We start from the raw sequence: 23,624 nt of genomic DNA on the forward strand, positions 1-23,624 counted from the left end.
TTATTTAGTTAAAAATATCTAAAATAAAACGAAATTCTAGACAATATAGTAGGTAACCAAAGAATAAACATATAAAAATACTAAAATTTATATAAACAAACAAATAAAAACTAAAATAATTTATAAAATTAATTGACTAGTTATTTAATAGTTGCTATTATTTGTTCAAGGGATATAGAGTGAACTAAAATTATTTAGTTTTTTAAAAAATGACATTTTTGTATGCGCTTTATTATTTTGATGTTTATATTTTGAAATTGTTTGGGAGGCCCAGGAAAATGGAAAAGTTTAAGCTTGGATTTGCTCCAACACGAAGATTTGTATTTAGTAAAGAAGATGCTTTAAAGTTCAAACAGTTAATTAGAGAAAAAATGGAGAGCTTTGGTTTGGACATGGAAATTGTTGATTTGGAAGGGATCAATGAAGAAGGCTTGCTGCATGAGCGTTTAGAAGAACCAGCGATAATAAAGCGCTTTAGAGATGCTGAAGTGGATGCATTATTTTTCCCACACTGCAACTTTGGAACAGAAGATATTGTTGCCCGTGTAGCCAAAGCAATCGGCAAGCCGGTTCTGCTTTGGGGTCCAAGAGATGAAGCCCCTTTGGAAGATGGGATGCGGCTTCGTGATACACAATGTGGAATTTTTGCAACTGGTAAAGTTCTGAGAAGATTTAATGTCAAATTTACATATATCACTAACTGCACGGTTGATAGCCCTGTTTTTGAAAGAGGATTTAAGAATTTTATTGGTGCAGCGAATGTTGTGAAGCAGTTTAATAATCTACGAATTTTACAAATATCCACAAGGCCATCTGATTTTTGGTCAGTAATCTGCAATGAAGGTGAATTGTTGGAGACGTTCGGAATCCAGGTTCATCCGATTACGCTTGAAGAATTGAAAAAGGTAACGTTGAAAATCGAAAAGTCTGAGAGTCCAGAATTAGATGAAGCGATGGGCTATATCAAGGAAAAGCTGGACTGGAGTGGAGTGATAGAACAGGATGTTCGTCGGATCGCTTCATTAAAAGTGGCAATGAAACAACTGGCTGCCGATACAAGAAGTACAGCAATTGCCATTCAATGCTGGTCAACTTTGCAGGATATTATTGGCATCATGCCATGTTTAGCCAATGCGATTCTGACAGACGAACAGATCCCGGTAACTTGTGAAACAGACATACATGGAGCGATTACCTCAATTATGGTTCAAGCCGCTACCATGAATACTCAGCCAACTTTCTTTGCAGATATTACTGTACGTCATCCTGAAAATCCAAATGGCGAGCTGTTATTCCACTGCGGCAATTTTCCAGTTTCGTTAAGTGTGGAAGAAAAGCCAAAGTTGAACAAACACTTCTTATTTGACGATCATTCTCCTGGTACACATGAAGGGGAAATTAAGGGTGGAGAAATGACACTTGCCCGTTTTGACGGAGATCATGGGGAATATTCAATATTCCTAGGAAAAGCAAAGGGAATTGAAGGGCCATTCACGAGAGGTTCATATGTTTGGGTGGAAGTAAATGACTGGCCATTATGGGAAGAAAAGCTGGTAAAAGGTCCGTATATTCACCATACAGTAGGTATCCATGCCAATGTAATCCCAGTCCTGTTTGAGGCATGCGAATATATTCCAGGGTTGAATCCTGATCCGGTAGATCCAACAGAAGACGAAATCAGAGCATGGCTTCGTGGCAGTGACCTTAATAAATAAAGTGGGGAGGTAAATCGAATGAACAAAATTGAGTTTCTAAAACGGAAAGCAACAGAAATTCGAATGGAACTGCTAAAAATGATTTATGAAGCGGGGACGGGGCATACAGGCGGCTCTCTATCCAACACGGATATCTTAACGGTTCTTTATTATCATATTATGAATGTTGATCCAAAAAATCCGAAATGGGAAAATCGTGATCGTTATGTCCAGAGTAAAGGGCATGCGGTTGAGTCGTACTGGGCGATTTTAGCAGACAAGGGATTTTTTCCGAAAGAGGAATTAAAGACATTCTCTCAATTTAATACTAGATTAATTGGTCACCCGAATAATAAAGTCCCTGGTGTGGAAATGAATACAGGTTCCTTAGGACATGGGCTGCCAATTGCAGTTGGCATGGCCTTGGCTGCCAAAATGGATGGAAAATCTTATCGTGTCTATACCTTAATGGGAGACGGGGAACAGGCAGAAGGATCAGTTTGGGAAGGGGCTATGGCTGCTTCACATTACAAGCTGGATAATTTAGTAGCCATCATTGATCGCAATAGATTGCAAATCACAGGAAGTACAGAAGATGTTATGTCCCTTGAACCATTCGGGGATAAGTGGAGAGCGTTTGGTTGGGAAGTTGTCGAAATTGATGGAAATGACATCGGGCAATTGGTGAATGTATTGGAGGGAGCTCCAAAAGTAACGGGAAAACCGACTCTCATTGTGGCCAATACAGTCAAGGGAAAGGGAATTTCATTTGCTGAAAATGTAGCAAAATGGCATCATCACATACCGAGTAAGGAAGAATATGCATTAGCAATGGAAGAACTGTCTAAGCAATTGGAGGTGGTACAATGAGTAGGGTTGCTCTAAAAAGTGCAAAAGGAAATAAGATTGCCAATCGTCAAGCTATCAGTGAGGTTTTACTAGATTTAGCGAAAGAAAATAAAGATATTTTAGTCTTAACTAGTGATTCTAGAGGATCGGCATCACTTGTGAATTTTGGTAAGGAATTACCGGAACAAATCGTCGAGGTTGGGATTGCAGAACAAAATCTCGTTGGGATTGCTTCAGGCTTGGCTGCTTCTGGTAAAAAACCATTTGTTGCCTCACCTGCTTGTTTTTTAAGCATGAGAAGTATTGAACAAATTAAGGTAGATGTGGCGTACTCCAATACAAATGTTAAATTAATCGGCATAAGCGGCGGCGTTAGTTATGGTGCGCTTGGTATGTCTCACCATTCTTTGCAGGATCTAGCTGTAACCCGTGCCATTCCTGGTCTGGATGTAATGATGCCTGCAGATCGTCATGAGGCTAAAAAAATGATCGAAGCATTAGTTGAGTATGATCGACCGGTCTATCTTCGAATTGGCCGCAATCCTGTAGAAGATTCATATGTTTCTGAAGACTATGATTTTAAAATCGGTAAAGCTGTTACGATGAAAGAAGGTACAGATATTACGATTATTGCAACAGGGGAGACAGTCAGAATTGCTTTGGATTCCGCGGAAGCACTTGAAATGGAAGGCATTGATTGCAGAGTGATTAATATGCATACAATCAAACCGTTAGATAAGGAAGCTATTCTGAAAGCTGCTGAGGAAACTGGAAGAATTATCACCATAGAAGAGCATAGTATTTATGGCGGTTTAGGTTCAGCAGTAGTTGAAGTTGTTTCACAAAGCCATCCGGTTCCTGTTAGGATTCTTGGTCTTCCAGACGAACCTGCTATTGCCGGAAAAACAGCTGAAGTATTTGAATATTATGGATTAAGTGTTGACAATGTCAAGAAGGTTGCCACGCAGATGGTGAATAAAGGATGAGGTGTTCCTAATGTCTCACGAGCAATATATCATTGCAGTTGACCAAAGTACTTCAGGAACAAAAGTTTTGCTTGTTAATTCAGAAGGGCAAATTACTCATAAATGTTCTGCAAGTCATACACAACACTATCCTCAAACTGGTTGGGTAGAGCATGACCCCGTTGAAATCTATGAAAATGTTAAAATCCTATTAACAGAGATGGTTCAAACCATCTCTGTTCCAGAAGATGAGTTGGCTGTATTGGCCATAACGAATCAAAGAGAAACGGTAGTAGTTTGGGATAAAGAAACAGGGATCCCGGTTTACAATGCCATCGTTTGGCAATGCCGAAGAACATCAGACATGTGTGAAGAGTTGAAAGAACAAGGATATGAAACGATTATACAATCAAAAACCGGGTTAAAAGCAGATCCATATTTTTCTGCATCCAAGGTTAAATGGATTTTGGATCATGTGAAGGGTGTCAAAGATAGAGCAAAAGAAGGAAAGCTCTTATTAGGTACGATTGATAGCTGGCTTATCTGGAAATTAACAGGCGGGAAGGTTCATGTAACAGACTTCTCCAATGCAAGCAGGACACTTTTATTTAATATCCATACCCTTCAGTGGGATGATGAATTGTTGCACTTATTTGACATCCCAAGAGAAATGCTTCCTGAAGTAAAAGATTCTAATGAACTATTTGGTGTAACTGAGGATCCATCTCTTCCGTTCAAAGCACTTCCTATCTCAGGTGTAATTGGAGATTCACAAGGTGCATTATTTGGACAGAAATGTTTTGAGCCTGGAATGGCGAAGGCGACATATGGAACAGGTACTTCTGTTCTAATGCAAACTGGAGAAATGGTAGACGGTACCAATGGTTTAGTTACTTCGATTGCATGGGGATTAAATGGGAAAGTGAGCTATGCGCTGGAAGGGGTAATTAATAGTACCGGTGATACGATAAAATGGCTAAAGGAGCAGCTTGAATTAATTGATGAAATTGGCGAGGCAGAGCAGTTAGCGTGTGCAATTTCAGATAATCAAGGTGTCTATCTTGTACCAGCTTTTGTAGGCTTGGGAGCTCCATATTGGAAGCCGTACACTCGTGCTGCAATTATGGGAATAAGCCGAAATACTGGGAAACCCCACATTGTACGTGCAGCCTTAGAAAGTATCGCTTATCAGGTTAAAGATGTTTTTGAACTGATGCAATCAGAATCCAATATTCAAATAAAGAGTGTAAAAGTGGATGGTGGAGCAACAAGCAACCGGTTTTTAATGCAATACCAAGCTGATATGTTAGATATCGATGTTATCGCTTCACAAGTAGCCGAATTATCTTCGATGGGTTCCGTTTATTTAGCAGGTTTAGGAGTAGGAATATGGAAATCGACAGACGAAATAAATAAACTAAATCAGGAACACGAATTGTATCAACCATTGATGACTAGTGATGTAAGAGATAAATATTATCAAGGATGGAAACAGTCGGTTAATGGTGTTTTAGTATGTTAAAACGCTGGGCTGTTGCTAGTATGGTTTAACCAATTAAACACCGTAGAAATTTAATCTGAACTAACTATTTATTTCATTTAAAAAGGAGAAAAAATGGATAGGTTAAAAATCTCAGAAAATAGAAGATTCTTTACGCATCAGGACGGGAAACCATTTATCTGGTTGGCAGATACTGATTGGACAATCGCACAGAGATTAAAATGGGACGATGTAGAATATTTGATGCAGAAACGAAAATCACAAGGATTTACTGTACTTCAAATTGTTGCACTTGATCCAGAACAGGATAAGGAAATGAGAAATCCAGCTGGAGATAAGGCTTTATTAAATGATAATCTGAACACTCCTAATGAAAAATATTTTCAGTATTTAGACTGGATAATAGATAAAGCGGAAGAATATGGATTTTATCTGCTATTACTGCCTGTATGGGGAGAACTTGTAGTAGGTCATAACTGGATGGGTGAGTTTTCGGAAAAAATTGTTACTAAAGAAAATGCTTTTCAATACGGAAAATGGATTGGTAATCGCTATAAGGATAGAACAAATATCATTTGGTGTCTAGGTGGGGACAGGCAGCCCATTCATCTAGGGGTGGATTACAAGGATGTTTGGCGGAATATGGCCGAAGGGATTGCAAAAGGGGTTCTACAAAAGAATATTAAACATAACGAAAAAGATCCTGATTGGCAAAAGCTTTTAATAACTTATCATGCATGCCATGAAGCGGAGACAGGGGAATGTTCAACAATGTCTTATTGGACTGATGATGATGCTTGGATATCCTTTATTATGATTCAATCTGGACATGGGGTAACACCGAAAAATTATCAACTAGTGAAAAATGATTATAATAGACAAAATCCTATGCCTGTTTTTGATGGAGAACCTGCTTATGAACAAATGCCAACCACTTGGCCAGTTGGATCAGATTTCCATGGGGGATGGATGGTGAGGAAACGTGCCTATTGGAGTTTGTTCGCCGGGTCGTTTGGCCATACATATGGGCATCCATCCGTGTGTTGGATGATTTCGGAAAAGGAAAGAGACAGTTTCAGAAGATATTCTTGGTTTGAAGCTTTAGACCAACCTGGAGCATGGCAGATGAAAATCCTGCGAGATTTTTTGGAATCTAGGGATTTAAGTCAGTGTAGTCCATGTCAAGATTTACTAATTGAACAGAATGATAAGTTGGAAGATATTATAGATGAACACATTCAGTCATGTGTAGAAAAGGAAGGGAAATTTGCTTGTCTATACTTCCCATCAGGTGGAGAAGAAACTGTAGATTTAAGTAGATTGAATATAGATCAGTTACAAATTTGGTGGTTTAATCCTAGGGATGGACAATGCTATACACAAGAGAATGTAATAACAGATAAAGCATTTAGTTTAGAAGTTGAAAAGCGAGGCATTTTAAAAATAATAACGCCTACTTGTGGATATGAGCAGGATTGGGTTTGTGTATTAGAGAACAGGAATAATCACTCAACAATTCCTGGCAGAGCAAAAATTTATGGAGAAATGCCTGTACCGCCTGAAATCAAGAAAACATTTATGTGGTGACTAAAAAGAATAATACCTAGACGCTGGGTTAATAAACTTTACCAATCCTGCTGGAATGTAGACAAATGTTGTTCCTAAGATACAGAGCATAAGAAAATTGTTAGATTATGTATCGGTGAGGACGTTGGTATTGTCATCCTTGGATATAAAATTTAAAAAACAAAAAGTAAACANNTGTTTACTTTTTGTTTTTTATGTATCACATCTGATCTTTTTTACCTCTGCCATTGTTCTAAGCCTCCTATTGTTTTTAATATCCCCCCATTATAAAATAGGGAAAAAGTTATTATGTAGGCACTTGGATAACATCATATTGCCAACCATTATATTAAAATTTAAATATTTCTTCTGTCTTATCACAACTTAAGTAAAACTATAGGGATGGCATTTTTATGAATCATATACAATTAGACCAATATTTACGTAAACATGATCCTATCGAGGAAATTCAAATAAAAACCCGTAAAAATATCAATGATTTTGATGGGAACGAATTGCTGATTGAAAATGGTAGTGAGATTCCCAGAATGCAAGAAGAGTATTTTTTTAATAAAGGGCCTATTTTTATCAGTAAGCATCATAGATTTGCCGATATGCCTCTTCATATGCATTCCTTTATTGAAATCAATTATGTCTACTCAGGTGTCTGCAAGCAAAATATTAATGGTAAGCAAGTAGTTTTGAAGCAGGGGCAGGTATGTATGTTAGATGTAGACGTGCCACACAGCATACCCTCCCTCGGAGAACATGATATTTTGATTAATATTATTATGAAAAAAGAGACCTTTACTGGATCCTTCATAGGTCGATTGGGAAATACAGGTATTGTGTCTAACTTTTTGGCAAATGCAGTTTCGGAGAATCAAAGTCATGACCATTACATTTTGTTTCACTCAGAGGACAATGAAAACCTCCAGTATATTATTAAAAACATGATGTGTGAGTTCTTCGATGAACAGGACTACTCTGTTGCAATGGTTCAGTCTTATTTACCTGTCGTGTTAACAGAGTTAATGCGTGTATATCAGCTTGACAAAAATTTTGAACTTACACGTGTGTCCGGAAAAGCGAATATTATCGAAATTCTGCATTATATTGAACAGAATTATAATCACTGCAGTCTAACGAGTCTTGCTGAAACATTCAATTTCAATCCTAATTATCTTGGCAATATGCTCAAAGAACGAACGGGTAAAACATTCCTGGAACTTGTTCAAATGCAGAGGATGATTCGAGCTTCCGTACTGTTAAAAAATACAACAAAAAGTATGGATGATATAGCTTTTGAAATTGGTTATGAAAGCAGCAGTTTCTTTCATCGGAAATTTAAACAGCATTTTGGCTGTACCCCAAGTCAATTTCGTAAAAAGGGTAAATAGCTGTCATATGTTAAATGCCCTTTAACTTCATGTAATTAACCTGTAAAAAGAGCAGTTTTAACTGTAATCTGTTTATTGTATACGGATTCAGAAAACGGTTTAATTAATGTATGAACTAGTTCAACAAACAGCGTTTGATATACAGGAGGATGTAGGATGAACTCAACAGCAGGTGCGTGGCGCCAACGGATCGGATATGGCGCGGCAGATCTTTCATGTAATTTAGTTTGGCAAATGATAGGACTTTATCTAATGTTTTATTATACGGATGTTGTGGGTTTAAAAGCAGTTCAAGTTAGTTTGTTGTTCTTGTTAACTAGGATTGTAGATGGTGTAGCAGATGTAATGATGGGAATTATTATTGATAAAACAAACACAAAATGGGGAAAATCAAGACCATATTTCCTTTGGGGAGCTATTCCTTTCGCCATTCTTGGAATTCTAGCATTTTATGTTCCTGATGTAGGACCGGTAGGAAAACTACTTTATGCTTATATGACGTATATGGGACTTTCAATGGTTTATACAATGGTTAACATACCGTTAGCATCCATTTTACCAAGTTTAACTAGTGAGCCGCAGGAACGAACAATGCTTTCAACGGTTCGAATTATTTTTTCCTTTATTGGAGCAACGGCAGTCAGTGTTCTCACAATGCCAATGGTAAAAACACTTGGAGGAGGTTCACAAGCGACTGGTTTCTTCTGGACGATGGTGATCTTCAGTATCATTGCTTGTTTATTCTTTTTCTATACTTTTAAAAATGTAGAAGAAAAGGTAAAGGTTCAAGTTGAGAAAGTAACTGTAAAACAAGCATTTTCTACTTTAAAAGGAAACAAGCCGTATTATATTTTTGCTTTGAATATCTTGTTTATGTGGGGTTCTTATTTCTTTCAGCAGGGAGCACTCATCTATTACTTCACATACAATCTAGATCGTGCAGACCTTGTTGCTACGATTGCAGGAATTGGTTCCTTCGTTCCAATTGCAGGTACATTTTTAACACCAATTATTGCAAAAAAAATGTATAAACGTTCATTATTTATGATTTCAAGTGTGGTCAACCTTGTTGGTATTCTAATCATGTTGTTTGCTGGTTCAAACATTCCGGTCATAATTGTTGGGGCAGTTATAGCAGCAATTGGCTATGGAACTCGTCAAAGCATCTACTTTTCGATGCAGGCAGATCCAGTTGATTATGGTGAGTGGAAAACAGGTATCAATGCATCAGGCTTATTATCAGCATTAAACGGCTTTATCGGAAAAGTAACTATGGCTGTTGCAGGTGCATTGTTTGGACTTATGCTAACCTGGGGACATTATGTGCCAAAAGGCCATCAAACAGAGCAAGCATTGCTTGCGATTAAGATGGGATACTTAATAATTCCGGCCGTACTAGTAGTTGTCTCCATGATTACAATGAGTTTCTATAATCTAGATAAAATTTACCCGAAGATACGTGCTGAAATTGATGCGCGGAATAGTGAACGGGAGAAACAGGGGATAGCGGTATGAGTATTCAAAAACTAGAAAATCAAGTGATTGTTAGAAATGAGAAATTTATTGAAACAGCGGTACAATTGAAGCCGAAACTTCACGAAACAATTGTGAAACCTTCTTCAATTGTAGAAATAAAAGCGGATCCAGAAGTAATTCATGGATGGAAGTCGGAAGTTGTTGCTCCGGCTTCCTCTCTAGCAAACTCTGAATATGGTAAAAATGATTCGGTTATTCTTGATTTTGGTGACCATCAGGTTGGGTATCTATCCCTTATTATTCATCCATTTGGCAGTCCACCGGATGCACCACTCAAACTAAAACTGACCATTGGTGAAATGCCTGTGGAGATGGCTGAACCCTTTGAAAATTACAACGGATGGCTCAGTAGTTCTTGGCTTCAGGAAGAAACGATCTTTGTGGATGTATTGCCTGCTGTGATTTCATTGCCTCGACGATACAGCTTTAGATATGTAAAGTTCGACGTAATCGATACATCGCCTAAATATAAAGTCGTATTTGAAAATGTAGAATGCAATGCTGTTACATCAGCGAATTTAAATATTGTCGAAAAGATTATACACCAAGATGCGGAGCTTCAAAGAATGGATGAAATCAGCCTCAAAACGCTAGCAGATTGCATGCAAGATGTTTTTGAAGACGGGCCGAAACGCGATCGCAGGCTCTGGCTCGGCGATTTGCGACTACAAGCACTAGCAAACTATGAAACATTTGGGAACAATGACCTGGTAAAACGTTGTCTTTATCTTTTTGCTGGTGTTCCAGATGATAAAGGTGAGGTACCCGCTAATGTTTTTGTTGCTCCACATCTAATTGCTGATGATACTTATCTATTTGATTATTCATTGTTCTTTGCTTCCACATTACATGATTATTATTTTGCCACAAGCGATTTAGAGACATTGAAAGAACTATGGCCGACTGCCTATCGCCAAGTTGAACTTGCACTTGAAAGACTAGATGAAAACAAAATTCTAAAAGATACCCCCGATTGGTGGTCTTTTATTGATTGGCAGGAAGGATTAAACAAACAAGCTCCATCACAAGCAGTGTTAATCTATACTATGAAACAGGCTATTCGCCTTGCCGAAGAATTAAACGTATCGGAAAAAGAAAGTTTGAAAGACCGGCTGGCAGAAATTGTAGAAGCAACAAAAAACTATTTGTGGGATGAGGAGCAGCAATTTTTTATCAGTGGTTCAGACCGTCAAGTTTCTTGGGCAAGCCAAATTTGGATGGTCCTGGCAGGTGTTTTGACTAAGGAAGAAAATAATAAACAAATGAAGCGTCTTTTAGCTGAAAATCCAGCTGTTGGAATTGCAACGCCATACATGTATCATCATTTGATTGAAGCCTTGCTGGTTTCAGGAGAAAAAGAGCTGGCAATCGCAGAAATGAAGAACTATTGGGGCGGCATGATCCAAGATGGGGCGGATACGTTCTGGGAATTATATGATCCGAAAAATAAGGATTTTTCTCCTTATGGAAGCCATTTAATCAATAGCTATTGTCATGCCTGGAGCTGCACACCAACTTATTTAATAAGGAAATACGATTTATAAAACAATTAAATAATAGAGTCTTGAGCGTAAATACTGCCAAGACTTTTTTTGTTTTAACCTCTTGATAAACGACAAGGAGGAAAAAAGAGTTAATAAAATATTGTTTGAAAATTTGTTATAATAAAAAAATATAAAAACAAAACAAGGTTGGACTGAAAATGGGGATCTAAAAAAATGAGGATAAAATTTCAATATAACCAAGTAAGAATGAAATATTTTTATTTAATGCTAGGCATTTCCATACTTCCCCTTTTATTATTGGGATACATATCGTTTAACATTGCAAAAAATACACTAATTGAAAATCAATTGAAAACAACGGAAAATAATCTTAAAACTTCCAGCGAAGTTGCAGACTTATTATTTCGAAACATTATAAATATGGAGCGGCTTATTTCATGGAGTCCAGATGTACGCCGTGAACTGATCGATAGTGCAAAGTATGCTGGTGTAGGTCAAAACATAATGGATAATGAAACAACAAAAAAGAATACAAAATTTAATTTCCAGTTATCTAATTGATACACAATATATTGATTCTGTCTGTTTGTTTGACGTGAATTACAGAGCAGTATGTTATGGGAACTCTAATAGTATAGGAAAATATAACAATGGTGGAATCTATCGAACTATTTCTGATTCAACCTGGTATAAAAAAAGTGTTGAAGAACAAGGGAGACCTGTGTTTTTCGAAAAAAATGTCCTTAATAGTGATCAATCCAAAAACACTTTTTCTTCTGTTAAACTTTTAAAAGATTCCCAAGACATTTATAACAATGACAAAATTGGTTTATTGGTGGTAAACATAAATAAGTCGATGTTTACAAGAGTTTTTCAGGAGAGCAACCAAAATGAGTGGGCAATAATTGATTTTTCAAAGAAAAAAGAAAACGCTTTTATGGAGAATCCCTCAACACTTAATTTAAAGTTAAATAGGGAAAATACTCTTGAATCTTCGCTTAAATTATTCCAAGAAAAGGGCTACCTTACTAGTAGTTATCAAAATCAAACCACAGGTTGGACATTCGTCCAATTAACAAAAGAAAAGGAGTTGCTTAAGGAGTCTAATCAAATTGGGCTGGCCACAGCCCTCATTTCAGCTTTACTAGGATTAATTGTTCTTTTCCTATCTTTCTCCTTTTCAGGGAAAGTTTCAAGACCATTAATAAATCTTAGGAATATTTTCCAAAAGGTAACAGTGGAAAATAAAGAATTGAATGAAAAGCTCGTACAGGCGCAATTAAAGGAAAGGGAGGCTGAGCTTAGGACGCTCCAGGCACAAATAAAACCACATTTCTTGTATAACACATTGGACTCCATTTATTGGATGGCAATTATGCAAAATAACCATGATATTGCCAAAATAGCAGTAGCCTTGTCTGAAAGCTTTAAACTCAGTCTGAATAAAGGGGAAGACATGATTCCCGTTTCAATGGAATTAGAGCATATTCGCCATTATATGACGATTCAAAACCTTCGCTTTCAAGATCGCTTCAAGTATATAGAAAATGTCGATCCTGACTTAATGGACAAAAAAATCTTAAAGCTGATGTTGCAGCCGCTTGTAGAAAATGCCATTTATCATGGGTTGGAGCCCAAAGTTGGAGATGGAATCATCGAGTTAACCGGGAAGGTAAAAGATGGTTGGGTCATTTTTACAGTGAGTGATAACGGTGTTGGTATCAAAGATATAAAGGCAACAGAGCAAGGTTATGGTTTAAGAAATGTTCGGGAAAGATTGCTGTTATGTTATGGTGCAGATAGCATTCTTACAATCTCAAGTAGGGTAAATGAAGGAACAAGCATTGAAATAAAATTTCTGATTAATGCCAGGGAGGAGTAACAGATGTTAAAGGCTGTAATTTTTGACGATGAATACATTGTACTTCAAGGCTTACAAAGGATGATTGATTGGAGCAAATACGGTATCGAGTTAGTGGGAACAGCAACCAACGGAAATGAAGCCCTCACATTATTTGAAGCAGAACAACCTGACATCATATTTTCGGATATTCGAATGCCCGGTATGGATGGACTACAGGTTCTTGAAAAAATTCTTGCAACATCACCTGATACACTTTGCATTGTATTCAGTGGTTTTAATGATTTTGAGTATGTAAAAAAGGCACTTAAACTAGGTGTAGTTGATTACCTGGAGAAACCGATAACGATTCCAATCATTGAAGATGCTATAAATAGAATAATAGAGAAAATAAATCTTCAGAAGAGTATCACTTCAATCCAATCAAGATGGGAGGACAGCAGAGTTGAACTGCTGGAGAAAGCCACATTGGACTTGCTATTGTTAGGGGAGGAGGCAATACCAAGGTGGCAAGAAAGTTTTGGAATTGAAAGTGAGAAAGTTGTTGGTGTAACAGTGCTTGCCTTATCAAGGAAGTATTTATTTCTACAAAGTCATTCTTCATACAAGGTAGTTCCAGTTCGTAACGGCATCGAACATTTGCTAGTTGTGTTTCATTTTCAAGTGGAAATGGAAGCTTTATATGAGCAATTAGTGTCTTGTCCTGAAACACCTAGAATCGCAATAGGTTCTGGAAGGAAATATAAATTTCTGGTAGATGCCAAAAAAAGTTACAAAGAGGCATTACAAGCATTAAGGTATGGACAGTTTATGTATGAGGCTGGTTGGACGCGCTTTGAGGTTATTGGAGAAAACCCTCTAAAATCTATAAATTTATCAGATCAAGAGGAAGCAATTATTTTTAGTATGAGGACGGGGGATAAAGTTGGTCTGATAAATCAGCTTGATTCATTTATAAAACAGCTTGAGGGGCAGCTGTTCAGCCCCGAGATATTGGAACGGGAAATTTTAAAAATCATATATCTTGGGATGGAAGTAGCAAAAGAGGTTAGAAAAGATAAACTAAAAATAAATGATGCCGATTTTTTACCACATGTAGAAATACGAACTATAAATTCAAAGGAAAAAATGTATAACTGGTTTCGTGCGCAAATGGAAACAATAATGAATTGGTCACTTGAAGTACGCCAGGAGATAAAGCATGGAGCCGTGGAGAAGGCATGTAAGTTCATGAAGGAAAACTATTATCGAGATTTGACCTTGCAAGAGGTTTCAGATTTCGTTGGCATGAATTCTACCTATTTTAGCCTATTATTTAAAGAAGAAATGGAGCAATCATATATTAAATATTTGACGCAAATTCGTATGGATCAGGCAAAAGAACTCCTTAAAGAAGGCCAAAAAGTAGGAGAAGTAAGTGCAAAGGTTGGTTACCATAGTTATCGGCATTTTTCTGAATTATTCAAGAAATATGTTGGAGTGAAACCGGGCCAATTTCGTGATTTCTTTTAAAAAACATCTTTAATTAAATGATGGATTTATGGGAGCCTTGCTCAAATTGACAAAACGAGCAGGTTTTTTTATTTTTTACAAAAAGCTGAATAAGAAAAAAATTTATAAATAAATTAGTAGGATGAATTTTGTTAACCTTCCAAAAAAAACGGACATAATACAAAAAATGAATCGCTTACAAATCTATTTGAAAGCACTTACAATTAAATTAAATCAGGCATGCCAATATCTCATCTTTTTTTAAAAGTAGTTTCAAAAAGTAATAGATTAAATTGGCATAAGATGATCTTCAATTGATATTAAATATAATTAAGGGGGAACTTCAATTGTTTAAGACAAGAAACAAAGTTTTTTCAGTGGTATGCTCCGCAGCACTATTTACTGGTATATTGGCAGGCTGCAGCGGTAGTAAGGAAAGTACTTCAAACGGAAGTGATTCTAAAGAAACGACTCTAACATTATTAATGGATAATCAGAGCCCTGCGACAATGGATGGCTTTAAGGCAGTTGCAGCTGAGTTTGAGAAGAAATACCATGTTAAGACTGAAATCGAAACCCGCCCAGGCGGTTCAGAAGGGGATAACCTTGTTAAAACACGCCTCTCAACTGGTGATATGACAGACTTAATGGCATATAACTCTGGTTCACTTTTACAAGCATTGAATCCTGAGAAAAACTTTGTGGATCTGACAGATGAGCCATATATGGATACTATCTTGGATACATTTAAGACAGCCGTAACAGTAGACAAAAAGGTATACGGTATTCCAGTTGGCGGCTTTAGTGCAGGAGGCTGGTTATACAATAAGAAAGTATATCAAGAGCTTGGTCTTTCTGTTCCAAAAACATGGGACGAGCTGATGGAAAATAATGAAAAGATTAAGGCAGCAGGAAAAACAGCAGTTATTGGCACATATAAGGATACCTGGACTTCTCAGGTTATCATGCTTGCTGATAATTATAATTTATTAGCAGAAGATCCATCATTCCCAGATGATTTTACTGCAAATAAGGCAAAAATGGCCACAACACCGGCTGCTCTAAAAAGCTTTGAAAAGCTGGCAGATATCTACAAAAAGGGCTATATGAATAAAGACTTTAACTCAACTGGCTACGATGCAGGATTAAAAATGCTAGTCGACGGTACTGGTGTACAATATCCAATGATTTCTTTTGCCTTAGCCAACATTGCAACATTGTATCCTGATCAAATTGACAATATTGGTTTCTTCCCTCAGCCTGGTGATAGTGCTGACAAAAACGGTATTACTGCATGGGCGCCTGGTGCCATTTATATTAACAAGGCAAGCGAACATGTATCAGAAGCAAAGAAATGGGCAGAGTTTTTTGTAACACCAGAGGCTGTAAAATTGTTTATGTTAAAATCTACACCAACTGGTCCAGCTGCAATTAAAGATGCACAACTACCGGATAATGTGTATGCTGCTGTAAAAGACATGATTCCATACTTTAACGATGGCAAAACAGCACCGGCTCTTGAATTCTTAAGCCCATTAAAGGGACCAAACTTGCCACAAATCACGTCTCAGGTTGGCGGTGGTATGGTATCGGCGAAAGAAGGAGCAAAATCCTATGATCAAGATGTAGAAAAGCAAGCGAAGCAGCTTGGCTTAAAGGGCTGGTAATTTTAACTTATAAAAAGGCGAAGCCCTGTCAATACGAGACAGGGCTGCTTTTAACCCAAACAATGGAGAGGAGACACCAAAATGGGTAAAATTATAAATCGGACATATTCGTACACATTTCTTATTCCAGCTGGCATTATCTATTTTGTCTTTTTCTTACTGCCTACCCTCATGTCCTTATTTTTCAGTATGACATGGTGGTCACTCACAGATTGGAAATTTATTGGCTTAGAAAATTTTAAAACATTTTTGACAGAGCCCTCTTTGAATATCGGATTTAAAAACACTATTATCTATGCTGTTGTAACATGTTGTCTTAAGGTAGTTCTTGGATTGCTCCTCGGCGTATTTCTCAGCTCGAAGCTCAAAACAGTGGGCTTTATCCGTTCCATGATTTTCTTCCCTACTCTTTTAAGTACAATCGCAATAGGGATGGCTTTTATGATGATGATGCACCCAACTCAGGGGCTTATTAACATAGCTTTGAAGACGGTAGGGATTGTAGGTCCTGACTGGTTAGGTGACAGTAAAATTGCACTTCTTTCTGTAGCGTTGGTTGATGTATGGAAGGGTGTGGGGATGGCAACCGTTATCTTTATTGCAGGGATCATGTCCATACCAACCGATTATTATGAAGCGCTGATGATTGATGGCGGAAACGGGTTCCATAAATTCTGGAATATCATTTTGCCATTGAGCCGTCCAGCGATGAATTCTGTTATTATCCTAGCATTTATTGGCGGTCTTCGATCCTTTGATTTAATTTGGGCGATGACAAAGGGCGGTCCAGGCTTTAGTACCGACCTTATTGCTTCTATTATATATAAGCAGTATCAAGCAGGGTTTTATGGTCTTTCCACAGCCGGAAACGTAATTTTATTCCTACTTGTATCTGCATTGGCATTCCCATTGTACGCCTACTTAAACAAAAAAGAGGTGGATTTGTAATGAACAAGGTAGTGGTCCAATCTGCAAGACCTCCAGTTACTGTTGAAAACCGCAAGGGAGTGAAGGGCAAAGGGATTCGAAAGCTTGTATTGGAATGTATCGCTGTTTTACTGACGTTAGTTGTGTTTGGTATTCCATTTTATTTTGTAATCATTAATGCAGTAAAAAATACGCAAGAGTCTTCATTGCTTAATATGGCGTGGCCAAGCTCCTTCCATATAGTGGAAAACATGAAGGCTGTAATAGAAGCGCAAGATGGCATGATAATTCGTGCTTTCTTTAATAGTATTGCCATCACAGGATTTTCTATCATTCTATTAATTGTTTTTGGTGCAATGGCAGGTTATGTATTGCAGCGTAAAACAAGTAAAGCAACGCCTTTTTTTAATTTTTTGATTCTTGCAGGACTGATCATCCCGCCTTCGATCGTACCAACTATTTGGGTGTTAAATGGCATCGGCTTATTTAAAACAATGCCGGGAATTATTTTAGTTGAGGTGGCACTGAGCTTACCGTTTACAGTGTTGCTTTATAAAGGATTTATGGCAACCATTCCACGTGAGATTGACGAAGCAGCATTAATTGATGGATGCAGCCGTATTCGCTTGTTTTTCTCGATTATCTTACCATTGTTAAAACCTGTTTCCGCAACTGTCATCGTGTTGACTGCAGTAGGAATTTATAACGATTTCGTAAACCCGTTATATTTCTATCCCGGTGCAGAAAACGCTACATTACAGCTTACATTATATAACTTCTCAAGTATGTACAATACACAGTGGAACCTGCTATTTACAAATATCGTATTAATCTCGCTTCCACCGCTTATTCTGTTTATTTTCTTCAATAAGAAGATTGTTGCAGGTATGACTGCTGGTTCAGTGAAGTAAAAGGATAAAATAGGTCTCTTATCCTGCTTATAATCTATATAAAGGGGAGAAATAAGAAATGGCTAATTTGCAAGTAACAGCTGTAACATGTGAATACCGAACAAATCCACTTGGGATTGACACAAATCAGCCGCGATTGAGCTGGCGTATCGAATCGGAACGACGCGGAACCCTGCAGCAGTCCTATCAAATTCAAGTTTCTCTTACAGAAACTGGTTTTGAAAATCCGCTTTGGGATACAGGATTAATCGACTCAGATCAATCTCTTCATATTGAATATAATGGTCCGCAACTTGCATCTCGCACAAGATATTTTTATCGTGTAAAGATTTGGGATAATTTTGGCCGGGAGTCCGATTGGAGCGAAATAGCTTGGTGGGAAACAGCTCTACTGGACCCATATGAATGGAAAGCGAGCTGGATTACTCCTAATCCGGAGGAAATTAATTCACAAGCTGAGCCAGCATTTATGCTAAGGAAACAGTTTGAACTAAAAAAGCCAATCGAATCAGCACGTATTTATGCCACTGGTGTAGGTGTTTACGAATTGTATTTAAATGGGGATAAAGTCGGGGATGAATTACTGGCTCCAGGATGGACTAGTTATCACAAACGTATCCAGTACCAGACATATAATGTAACTGCACAGCTAAATAGTAATGACAATGTAATCGGTGTTATGCTGGCAGACGGTTGGTATAAAGGAGACTTGGCTTGGGAAAATAAGCGGCATTTTTATGGAGAACAGAGAGCCGTAATGCTTCAACTTCACGTTCGTTACGACGATAGTACTGAAGAGGTTATTATTACTGATTCAACTTGGAAGGCTTCTACTGGTCCAATTATTTATTCAGAATTTTACCATGGTGAAACTTATGATGCCCGGATTGAACAAGAAGGATGGAGCGAGGAAAACTTTGATGATAAAGCATGGAAAGGTGTTGTTGTTTGTCATACTCAAGTAACCAATATTGTTGCGCAAGAGAACAACCCTGTCCGTGTAACTGAGACAATTCGTCCAATTTCAACGTTTATTACGCCTGCAGGTGATACTGTAATCGATTTTGGTCAAAATATGGTCGGCCGTATCAGGCTGTCGGTAAATGCACCTGCGGGTACAGAAATTGTGCTAAAACATGCAGAAGTGCTTGATAAAGATGGAAATATTTATTTTGGAAATCTCCGAAGTGCAAAGCAAACCGTTAAATACATTACAAAAGGAACTGGAACCGAAATTTATGAACCATATTTCACATTTCAGGGATTCCGATATGTAAAAGTAGAAGGGTATCCTGGCCAAGAAAATGGTCTTCCATTAGAAAATTTTGTTGGAGAGGTTATTCATTCCGATATGGAACCAACTGGAGAATTTGAAACTTCCAATTCCATGGTCAATCAGCTTCAACAAAATATTGTTTGGGGCCAAAGAGGAAATTTTGTCGATGTACCAACAGATTGTCCGCAGCGGGATGAGCGGTTAGGCTGGACAGGTGATGCACAGGTATTTATCCGTACTGCTCTTTTCAACTACCATGGCGGGCAGTTCTTTACAAAGTGGGTAAGGGACTTAAAAGCGGATCAATTACCTGATGGCGGTGTGCCGTATGTTATTCCTAAAGTGGTTGACGGGGCCTCCTCAGCAGCATGGGGAGATGCAGCCGTTATTTGTCCATGGAATGTCTATTTGAGTTATGGAGATGAGAGATTACTGGCAGAACAATATGACAGCATGAAGGCTTGGGTGGAATATATACGTGCGCAGGGAGAAAATGAATACCTGTGGAATACGGGTTTCCACTTCGGTGACTGGCTCGGATTGGATGGTAAAGAGGATAGCTATTATGGAGCCACCCCAAATGATTTGGTTGCCACTGCTTTTTATGCCTATTCAACTCGATTACTCCGTGACACAGCCGCTGTTCTTAACAAGGCTGAAGATGTTCAAACATATGGAGGAATTTTGCAACATGTAATTGAGGAATTTAAAAATGAGTTTGTAACAAAGAATGGGCGCTTGGCTGTTCCTACTCAAACGGCCCATGTCCTTGCCCTTATGTTCGATCTTGTTGAGGGTAAAATGAGAGATAGGGGGGTTGCCCATGATTTGAATGAACTTGTATTGGATCATGATTATCATTTGACAACTGGGTTTGTCGGTACACCATACCTTTGTTTTGTATTATCCAATAATGGGTATCATGAAACAGCAGTGAAGCTTCTTTTACAGAAAACCTATCCATCATGGCTGTATTCTATTACAAAAGGAGCAACCACGATTTGGGAGCACTGGGATGGTATCAAGCCGGACGGCTCATTTTGGAGTGATGACATGAACTCATACAATCACTACGCATATGGTGCTATTGGGGATTGGATGTACCGCGTATTGGCCGGATTGGACATGGATGAAGTAAAACCGGCATATAAGCGCATTCGTATTCAGCCGAAATTTGGCGGAAAGGAATTGAGCTACGTATGTGCAAGCCATAACTCCATGTATGGAAGAATTACATCATCCTGGAATTTGACCAATGAAGAGATAGCCGCAGAAGTTGAAATTCCTGCGAACACAACTGCCCAAATCTTATTGCCATATGCCAGGCTAACCGATGTTAAAGAAAGGAATAAGGCATTGGCCGAAATGGATGGAATGATTGATGTTTGTCAAACAGAGGATGGGGTATCATTGGAAATTGGTTCCGGTTCCTACCGCTTTGTTTATCCGAATGAACGGGGAATTGGTGTGGTATATACCTCGGATACAAAGGTGATAGATATACTCGCTAATAAGAGGTTTTAGTTAGCTATATTCCTAAGATCGAGAGCAATACAAGTATTTTGGCTCGCTTGAAAAAACAAAAACTGAGTGAATTAGTAGGTCAATCATTTACAAATCTATCGTCTAACCAAATGGAAGAAATTATAGCAAAGTTAAACCAACTTGAGAGTGAAACAGTTATTGTAAAACAATAATGAAATAGAAGCATTGCCAAGGACGGTAGGCAAGTTTATCGATCCTTTATTCCAAGTGGATTCCGATATATGCTGCTCCCGATTCGAAATTGTCCAACACCATGTAAAATCTTCCGCGTAAAAGTAGATGTAACCACTTTTCAAACTCGGATTGTTGGGTCCTTTCAAGTTCGGACATATGTTTTAATTACTTCCTGTGAGCCTGTACTCCTAGTGGTATTTGCATTGGGGGATCCGATGTTACACGTCCAAGGATTTATACAATTGGGAGGATTATTTTTAAAGAAAGGGACCTCATTATCTAGTAACATCAGGAACTACAGGTTATTTTCCAAATCGATGTATGAATCACTTTAATTAAACAAAGAGTAAAAAACAAAAGCAAACAGGCCTTTTAGGTCTGTTTTTATTTTTTAATCAGAAATAAACAAATATATTTTGTGACAATAATGTTAACTAAACAAAAACAAACAAAGAATATTTCTTTGTTTTATGTTGATTTATGTTTGTTATGGAGTTATGATGTAAATGTAAAGAAGATAAATAAACATAAACAAATTAAACATAAATCAATTCATTAAAAGGGAGAGAAAAACATGAGCATGACATTGAGAAATTTAATATATACAGCACCATTTTTACAAGAAATGATTGAAGCAACAGCAAACCTGTACCGTTTAGGCTGGGATGAACGCAATGGCGGAAATATCAGTTATTTATTAAACGAATATGAAGTTTTACCTTACTTGGATGTTGATAAAGTGGTAAGAACAGTACCAATGAATTTTGATGCTTCTGAACTAGCTGGAAGATATTTTGCTGTAACTGGTTCTGGGAAATACTTCAAAAATGTAAAAGAGGACCCAGCTTCTAACTTAGGCGTTATCCGTATTGCCGCAGACGGCAAAAGCTACGAAATCCTATGGGGCCTTGAGGATGGAGGAGTTGCAACAAGTGAACTTCCAACACACTTGATGAATCATAGGAAGCGATTATCAGCAGATAAAAATCATCGCGTGATTATGCACTGCCATGCCACTCATTTGCTTGGGATGACATTTACACATAGCCTGAAGGAAGAAGACTTTACGAAAACGCTTTGGGAAATGTGTACAGAATGTATTGTTGTTTTCCCTGATGGTGTCGGCGTTATCCCGTGGATTATTCCAGGTACAAATGAAATTGGCGAAGCAACTGCTGAGAAAATGGAGGATGTCCGCCTTGTCGTTTGGCCACATCATGGGATTTTCGGAGCTGGAGCAACAATGGATGAAACATTTGGCTTGATTGAAACAGCCGAAAAAGCAGCTCAGGTTTATACGATTGTATGTGCGCAAGGTGGTAAAAAACAAACGATTACCGACCAGCAGTTACAAGACCTTGCTGATGCTTTCAAAGTTGTTCCAAGACCAGGAATCTTAAATTTATAAAACTTTTAACATGGATTTACTATTAGGGGGCATCATTGTCCCTTAATTTTAAAAATAAATTTGTGAAATAGTGAACATAAAGAAGGAGGATCTCAAATGAGTGTTTATTATGTACCAAGTACAAATTTAATGGGTAGAGGCTGTTTAAAGGAGCTAGCTCCGCTGGTAAAAGATCTAGGTTTTAATAAGGCCATGGTGGTAACAGATAAATTTTTAAATCAAAGCGGAGTTGCCGGGAAAGTTTTAGCTGAACTAGATTCTATTCATTTAGAATACATTGTTTATGATGAAGTAAAACCAAATCCAACCATTGAAAATGTATATACGGGTGTAGATGTTTTTAAAACAAATGAATGTGATTGTCTAGTATCAATTGGCGGCGGTTCACCACAGGATACAGCTAAAGCAATCGGTTTATATGTAACCAATGGCGGAGACATCCGTGAATATGAGGGAGTCAACAAAACCCAGAATAAATCGATTCCAATCATTGCGGTCAATACGACTGCCGGAACATCAAGTGAATTTACTATTAACTATGTTATTACTGATAAAGAACGTGAAGTAAAAATGGTTATGGTGGATAAAAATAGTTTAGTGACGATTTCTGTGAATGACCCTGAATTAATGCTTGATAAACCGGCAGCATTGACTGCAGCAACTGGTATGGATGCCTTGACACATGCGATTGAAGCAATTGTTACTCCAGGTGCATATGCAGTAACGGATGCGACTGCCCTTGCAGCGGTTGAAATCATCTTTAATTATTTGCCTCGTGCCGTTAAGAATGGTCATGATATTGAAGCTCGTGAACAAATGACCTATTGTCTCTTCTTAGGAGGAATTGCCTTTAATAATGCCGGCCTTGGATTTGTTCATGCAATGGCCCACCAGCTTGGCGGCGTCTATGACTTACCACATGGAGTTTGTAATGCAATGCTTCTTCCAATTGTAGAAAGAGAAAATGCCAAACGTGATCCAAGAAAATTCCGTGCAATTGCAAAAGCAGCAGGTTTAGAAACAGCTGGAAAAACTGATGAGCAATGTGCAGAAGAAGTAATTGAAGCGATTAAAGCTCTATCAAAAGAAGTAGGCATTCCTAGCAAGCTTGCAGAACTAGGAGTGGAAGAAGTAGATTTAGAAAAACTTTCTGTTAACTCTTTAAAAGACGCTTGTGCTCCAGGAAACCCATTCCAGCCTACAAGAGAAGAAGTTATTGCCATGTTTAAGGAAATTTTATAATTTATTAAAATAATAAAAACGATTTCAAAATATGTTATACTGTTAAGGAGGCCAAGTTAATAGATGGCCTCTTCTTTACATTTAATGAGGCTGCTCTTTTTGTGAG

General features: G+C 37.9%; 17 protein-coding genes. All 17 read left to right on the plus strand.

All coding sequences use genetic code 11. From position 1 onward, the window contains the following. Positions 1-278 precede the first annotated feature (278 nt). The 17 genes from COD92_RS21900 (at position 279) to COD92_RS21975 (ending at position 23,518) form a co-directional block, all read left to right on the plus strand. A complete protein-coding gene (locus COD92_RS21900) occupies positions 279-1,715 on the plus strand; it encodes an L-fucose/L-arabinose isomerase family protein (protein WP_098996534.1) in 1,437 nt (478 codons plus the stop codon). 18 nt (positions 1,716-1,733) lie between these two features. Beyond that, positions 1,734-2,564, plus strand: a complete 831-nt coding sequence (locus tag COD92_RS21905; RefSeq protein WP_098996535.1) for a transketolase — start codon at positions 1,734-1,736, stop codon at positions 2,562-2,564. Next, entirely contained in the window at positions 2,561-3,529 is a 969-nt protein-coding gene (locus tag COD92_RS21910) for a transketolase family protein (RefSeq protein WP_098996536.1), read from the plus strand. The genes COD92_RS21905 and COD92_RS21910 overlap by 4 nt, the downstream gene beginning before the upstream one ends. Before the next feature lie 10 nt (positions 3,530-3,539). Further along, positions 3,540-5,030 carry a glycerol kinase GlpK gene (gene glpK / locus COD92_RS21915; RefSeq protein WP_098996537.1) on the plus strand — a complete coding sequence of 497 codons (1,491 nt, stop codon included), beginning with the start codon at positions 3,540-3,542 and terminating at the stop codon, positions 5,028-5,030. 93 nt (positions 5,031-5,123) lie between these two features. After that, a complete protein-coding gene (locus COD92_RS21920) occupies positions 5,124-6,596 on the plus strand; it encodes a glycoside hydrolase family 140 protein (RefSeq protein WP_098996538.1) in 1,473 nt (490 codons plus the stop codon). 392 nt (positions 6,597-6,988) lie between these two features. After that, complete coding sequence (locus COD92_RS21925) at positions 6,989-7,975, plus strand: AraC family transcriptional regulator (RefSeq protein WP_098996539.1); 987 nt, start codon at positions 6,989-6,991, stop codon at positions 7,973-7,975. A 156-nt stretch (positions 7,976-8,131) separates the two neighbouring features. After that, positions 8,132-9,490 carry a glycoside-pentoside-hexuronide (GPH):cation symporter gene (locus COD92_RS21930; RefSeq protein WP_098528509.1) on the plus strand — a complete coding sequence of 453 codons (1,359 nt, stop codon included), beginning with the start codon at positions 8,132-8,134 and terminating at the stop codon, positions 9,488-9,490. Beyond that, entirely contained in the window at positions 9,487-11,055 is a 1,569-nt protein-coding gene (locus tag COD92_RS21935; protein WP_098996540.1) for an alpha-L-rhamnosidase-related protein, read from the plus strand. Before COD92_RS21930 ends, COD92_RS21935 begins: the two co-directional genes overlap by 4 nt. 174 nt (positions 11,056-11,229) lie before the next feature. After that, positions 11,230-11,577 carry a hypothetical protein gene (locus COD92_RS32980; protein WP_255295291.1) on the plus strand — a complete coding sequence of 116 codons (348 nt, stop codon included), beginning with the start codon at positions 11,230-11,232 and terminating at the stop codon, positions 11,575-11,577. A gap of 160 nt (positions 11,578-11,737) precedes the next feature. Beyond that, the gene (locus COD92_RS21940; RefSeq protein WP_255295292.1) at positions 11,738-12,898 is read left to right on the plus strand and encodes a sensor histidine kinase; all 1,161 of its coding nucleotides are present in this window, start codon (positions 11,738-11,740) and stop codon (positions 12,896-12,898) included. Between the two features lie 3 nt (positions 12,899-12,901). Next, on the plus strand, positions 12,902-14,389 hold the full coding sequence (locus COD92_RS21945; RefSeq protein WP_098996541.1) for a response regulator: 1,488 nt from the start codon (positions 12,902-12,904) through the stop codon (positions 14,387-14,389). Between the two features lie 326 nt (positions 14,390-14,715). Further along, entirely contained in the window at positions 14,716-16,035 is a 1,320-nt protein-coding gene (locus COD92_RS21950; protein WP_098528513.1) for an ABC transporter substrate-binding protein, read from the plus strand. A gap of 81 nt (positions 16,036-16,116) precedes the next feature. Further along, positions 16,117-16,983: a carbohydrate ABC transporter permease gene (locus tag COD92_RS21955; protein WP_098528514.1), complete on the plus strand. Its 867-nt coding sequence runs from the start codon at positions 16,117-16,119 to the stop codon at positions 16,981-16,983. Further along, positions 16,983-17,873, plus strand: a complete 891-nt coding sequence (locus tag COD92_RS21960) for a carbohydrate ABC transporter permease (RefSeq protein ID WP_098996542.1) — start codon at positions 16,983-16,985, stop codon at positions 17,871-17,873. Before COD92_RS21955 ends, COD92_RS21960 begins: the two co-directional genes overlap by 1 nt. Positions 17,874-17,931: 58 nt before the next feature. Next, a complete protein-coding gene (locus COD92_RS21965; protein ID WP_098996543.1) occupies positions 17,932-20,673 on the plus strand; it encodes an alpha-L-rhamnosidase in 2,742 nt (913 codons plus the stop codon). A 775-nt stretch (positions 20,674-21,448) separates the two neighbouring features. Then, a complete protein-coding gene (gene rhaD / locus COD92_RS21970) occupies positions 21,449-22,276 on the plus strand; it encodes a rhamnulose-1-phosphate aldolase (protein ID WP_098528578.1) in 828 nt (275 codons plus the stop codon). A 96-nt stretch (positions 22,277-22,372) separates the two neighbouring features. Continuing rightward, entirely contained in the window at positions 22,373-23,518 is a 1,146-nt protein-coding gene (locus COD92_RS21975) for an iron-containing alcohol dehydrogenase (RefSeq protein ID WP_098528517.1), read from the plus strand. Positions 23,519-23,624: the final 106 nt, after the last annotated feature.

The organism is Bacillus sp. AFS037270 (genome assembly GCF_002585305.1).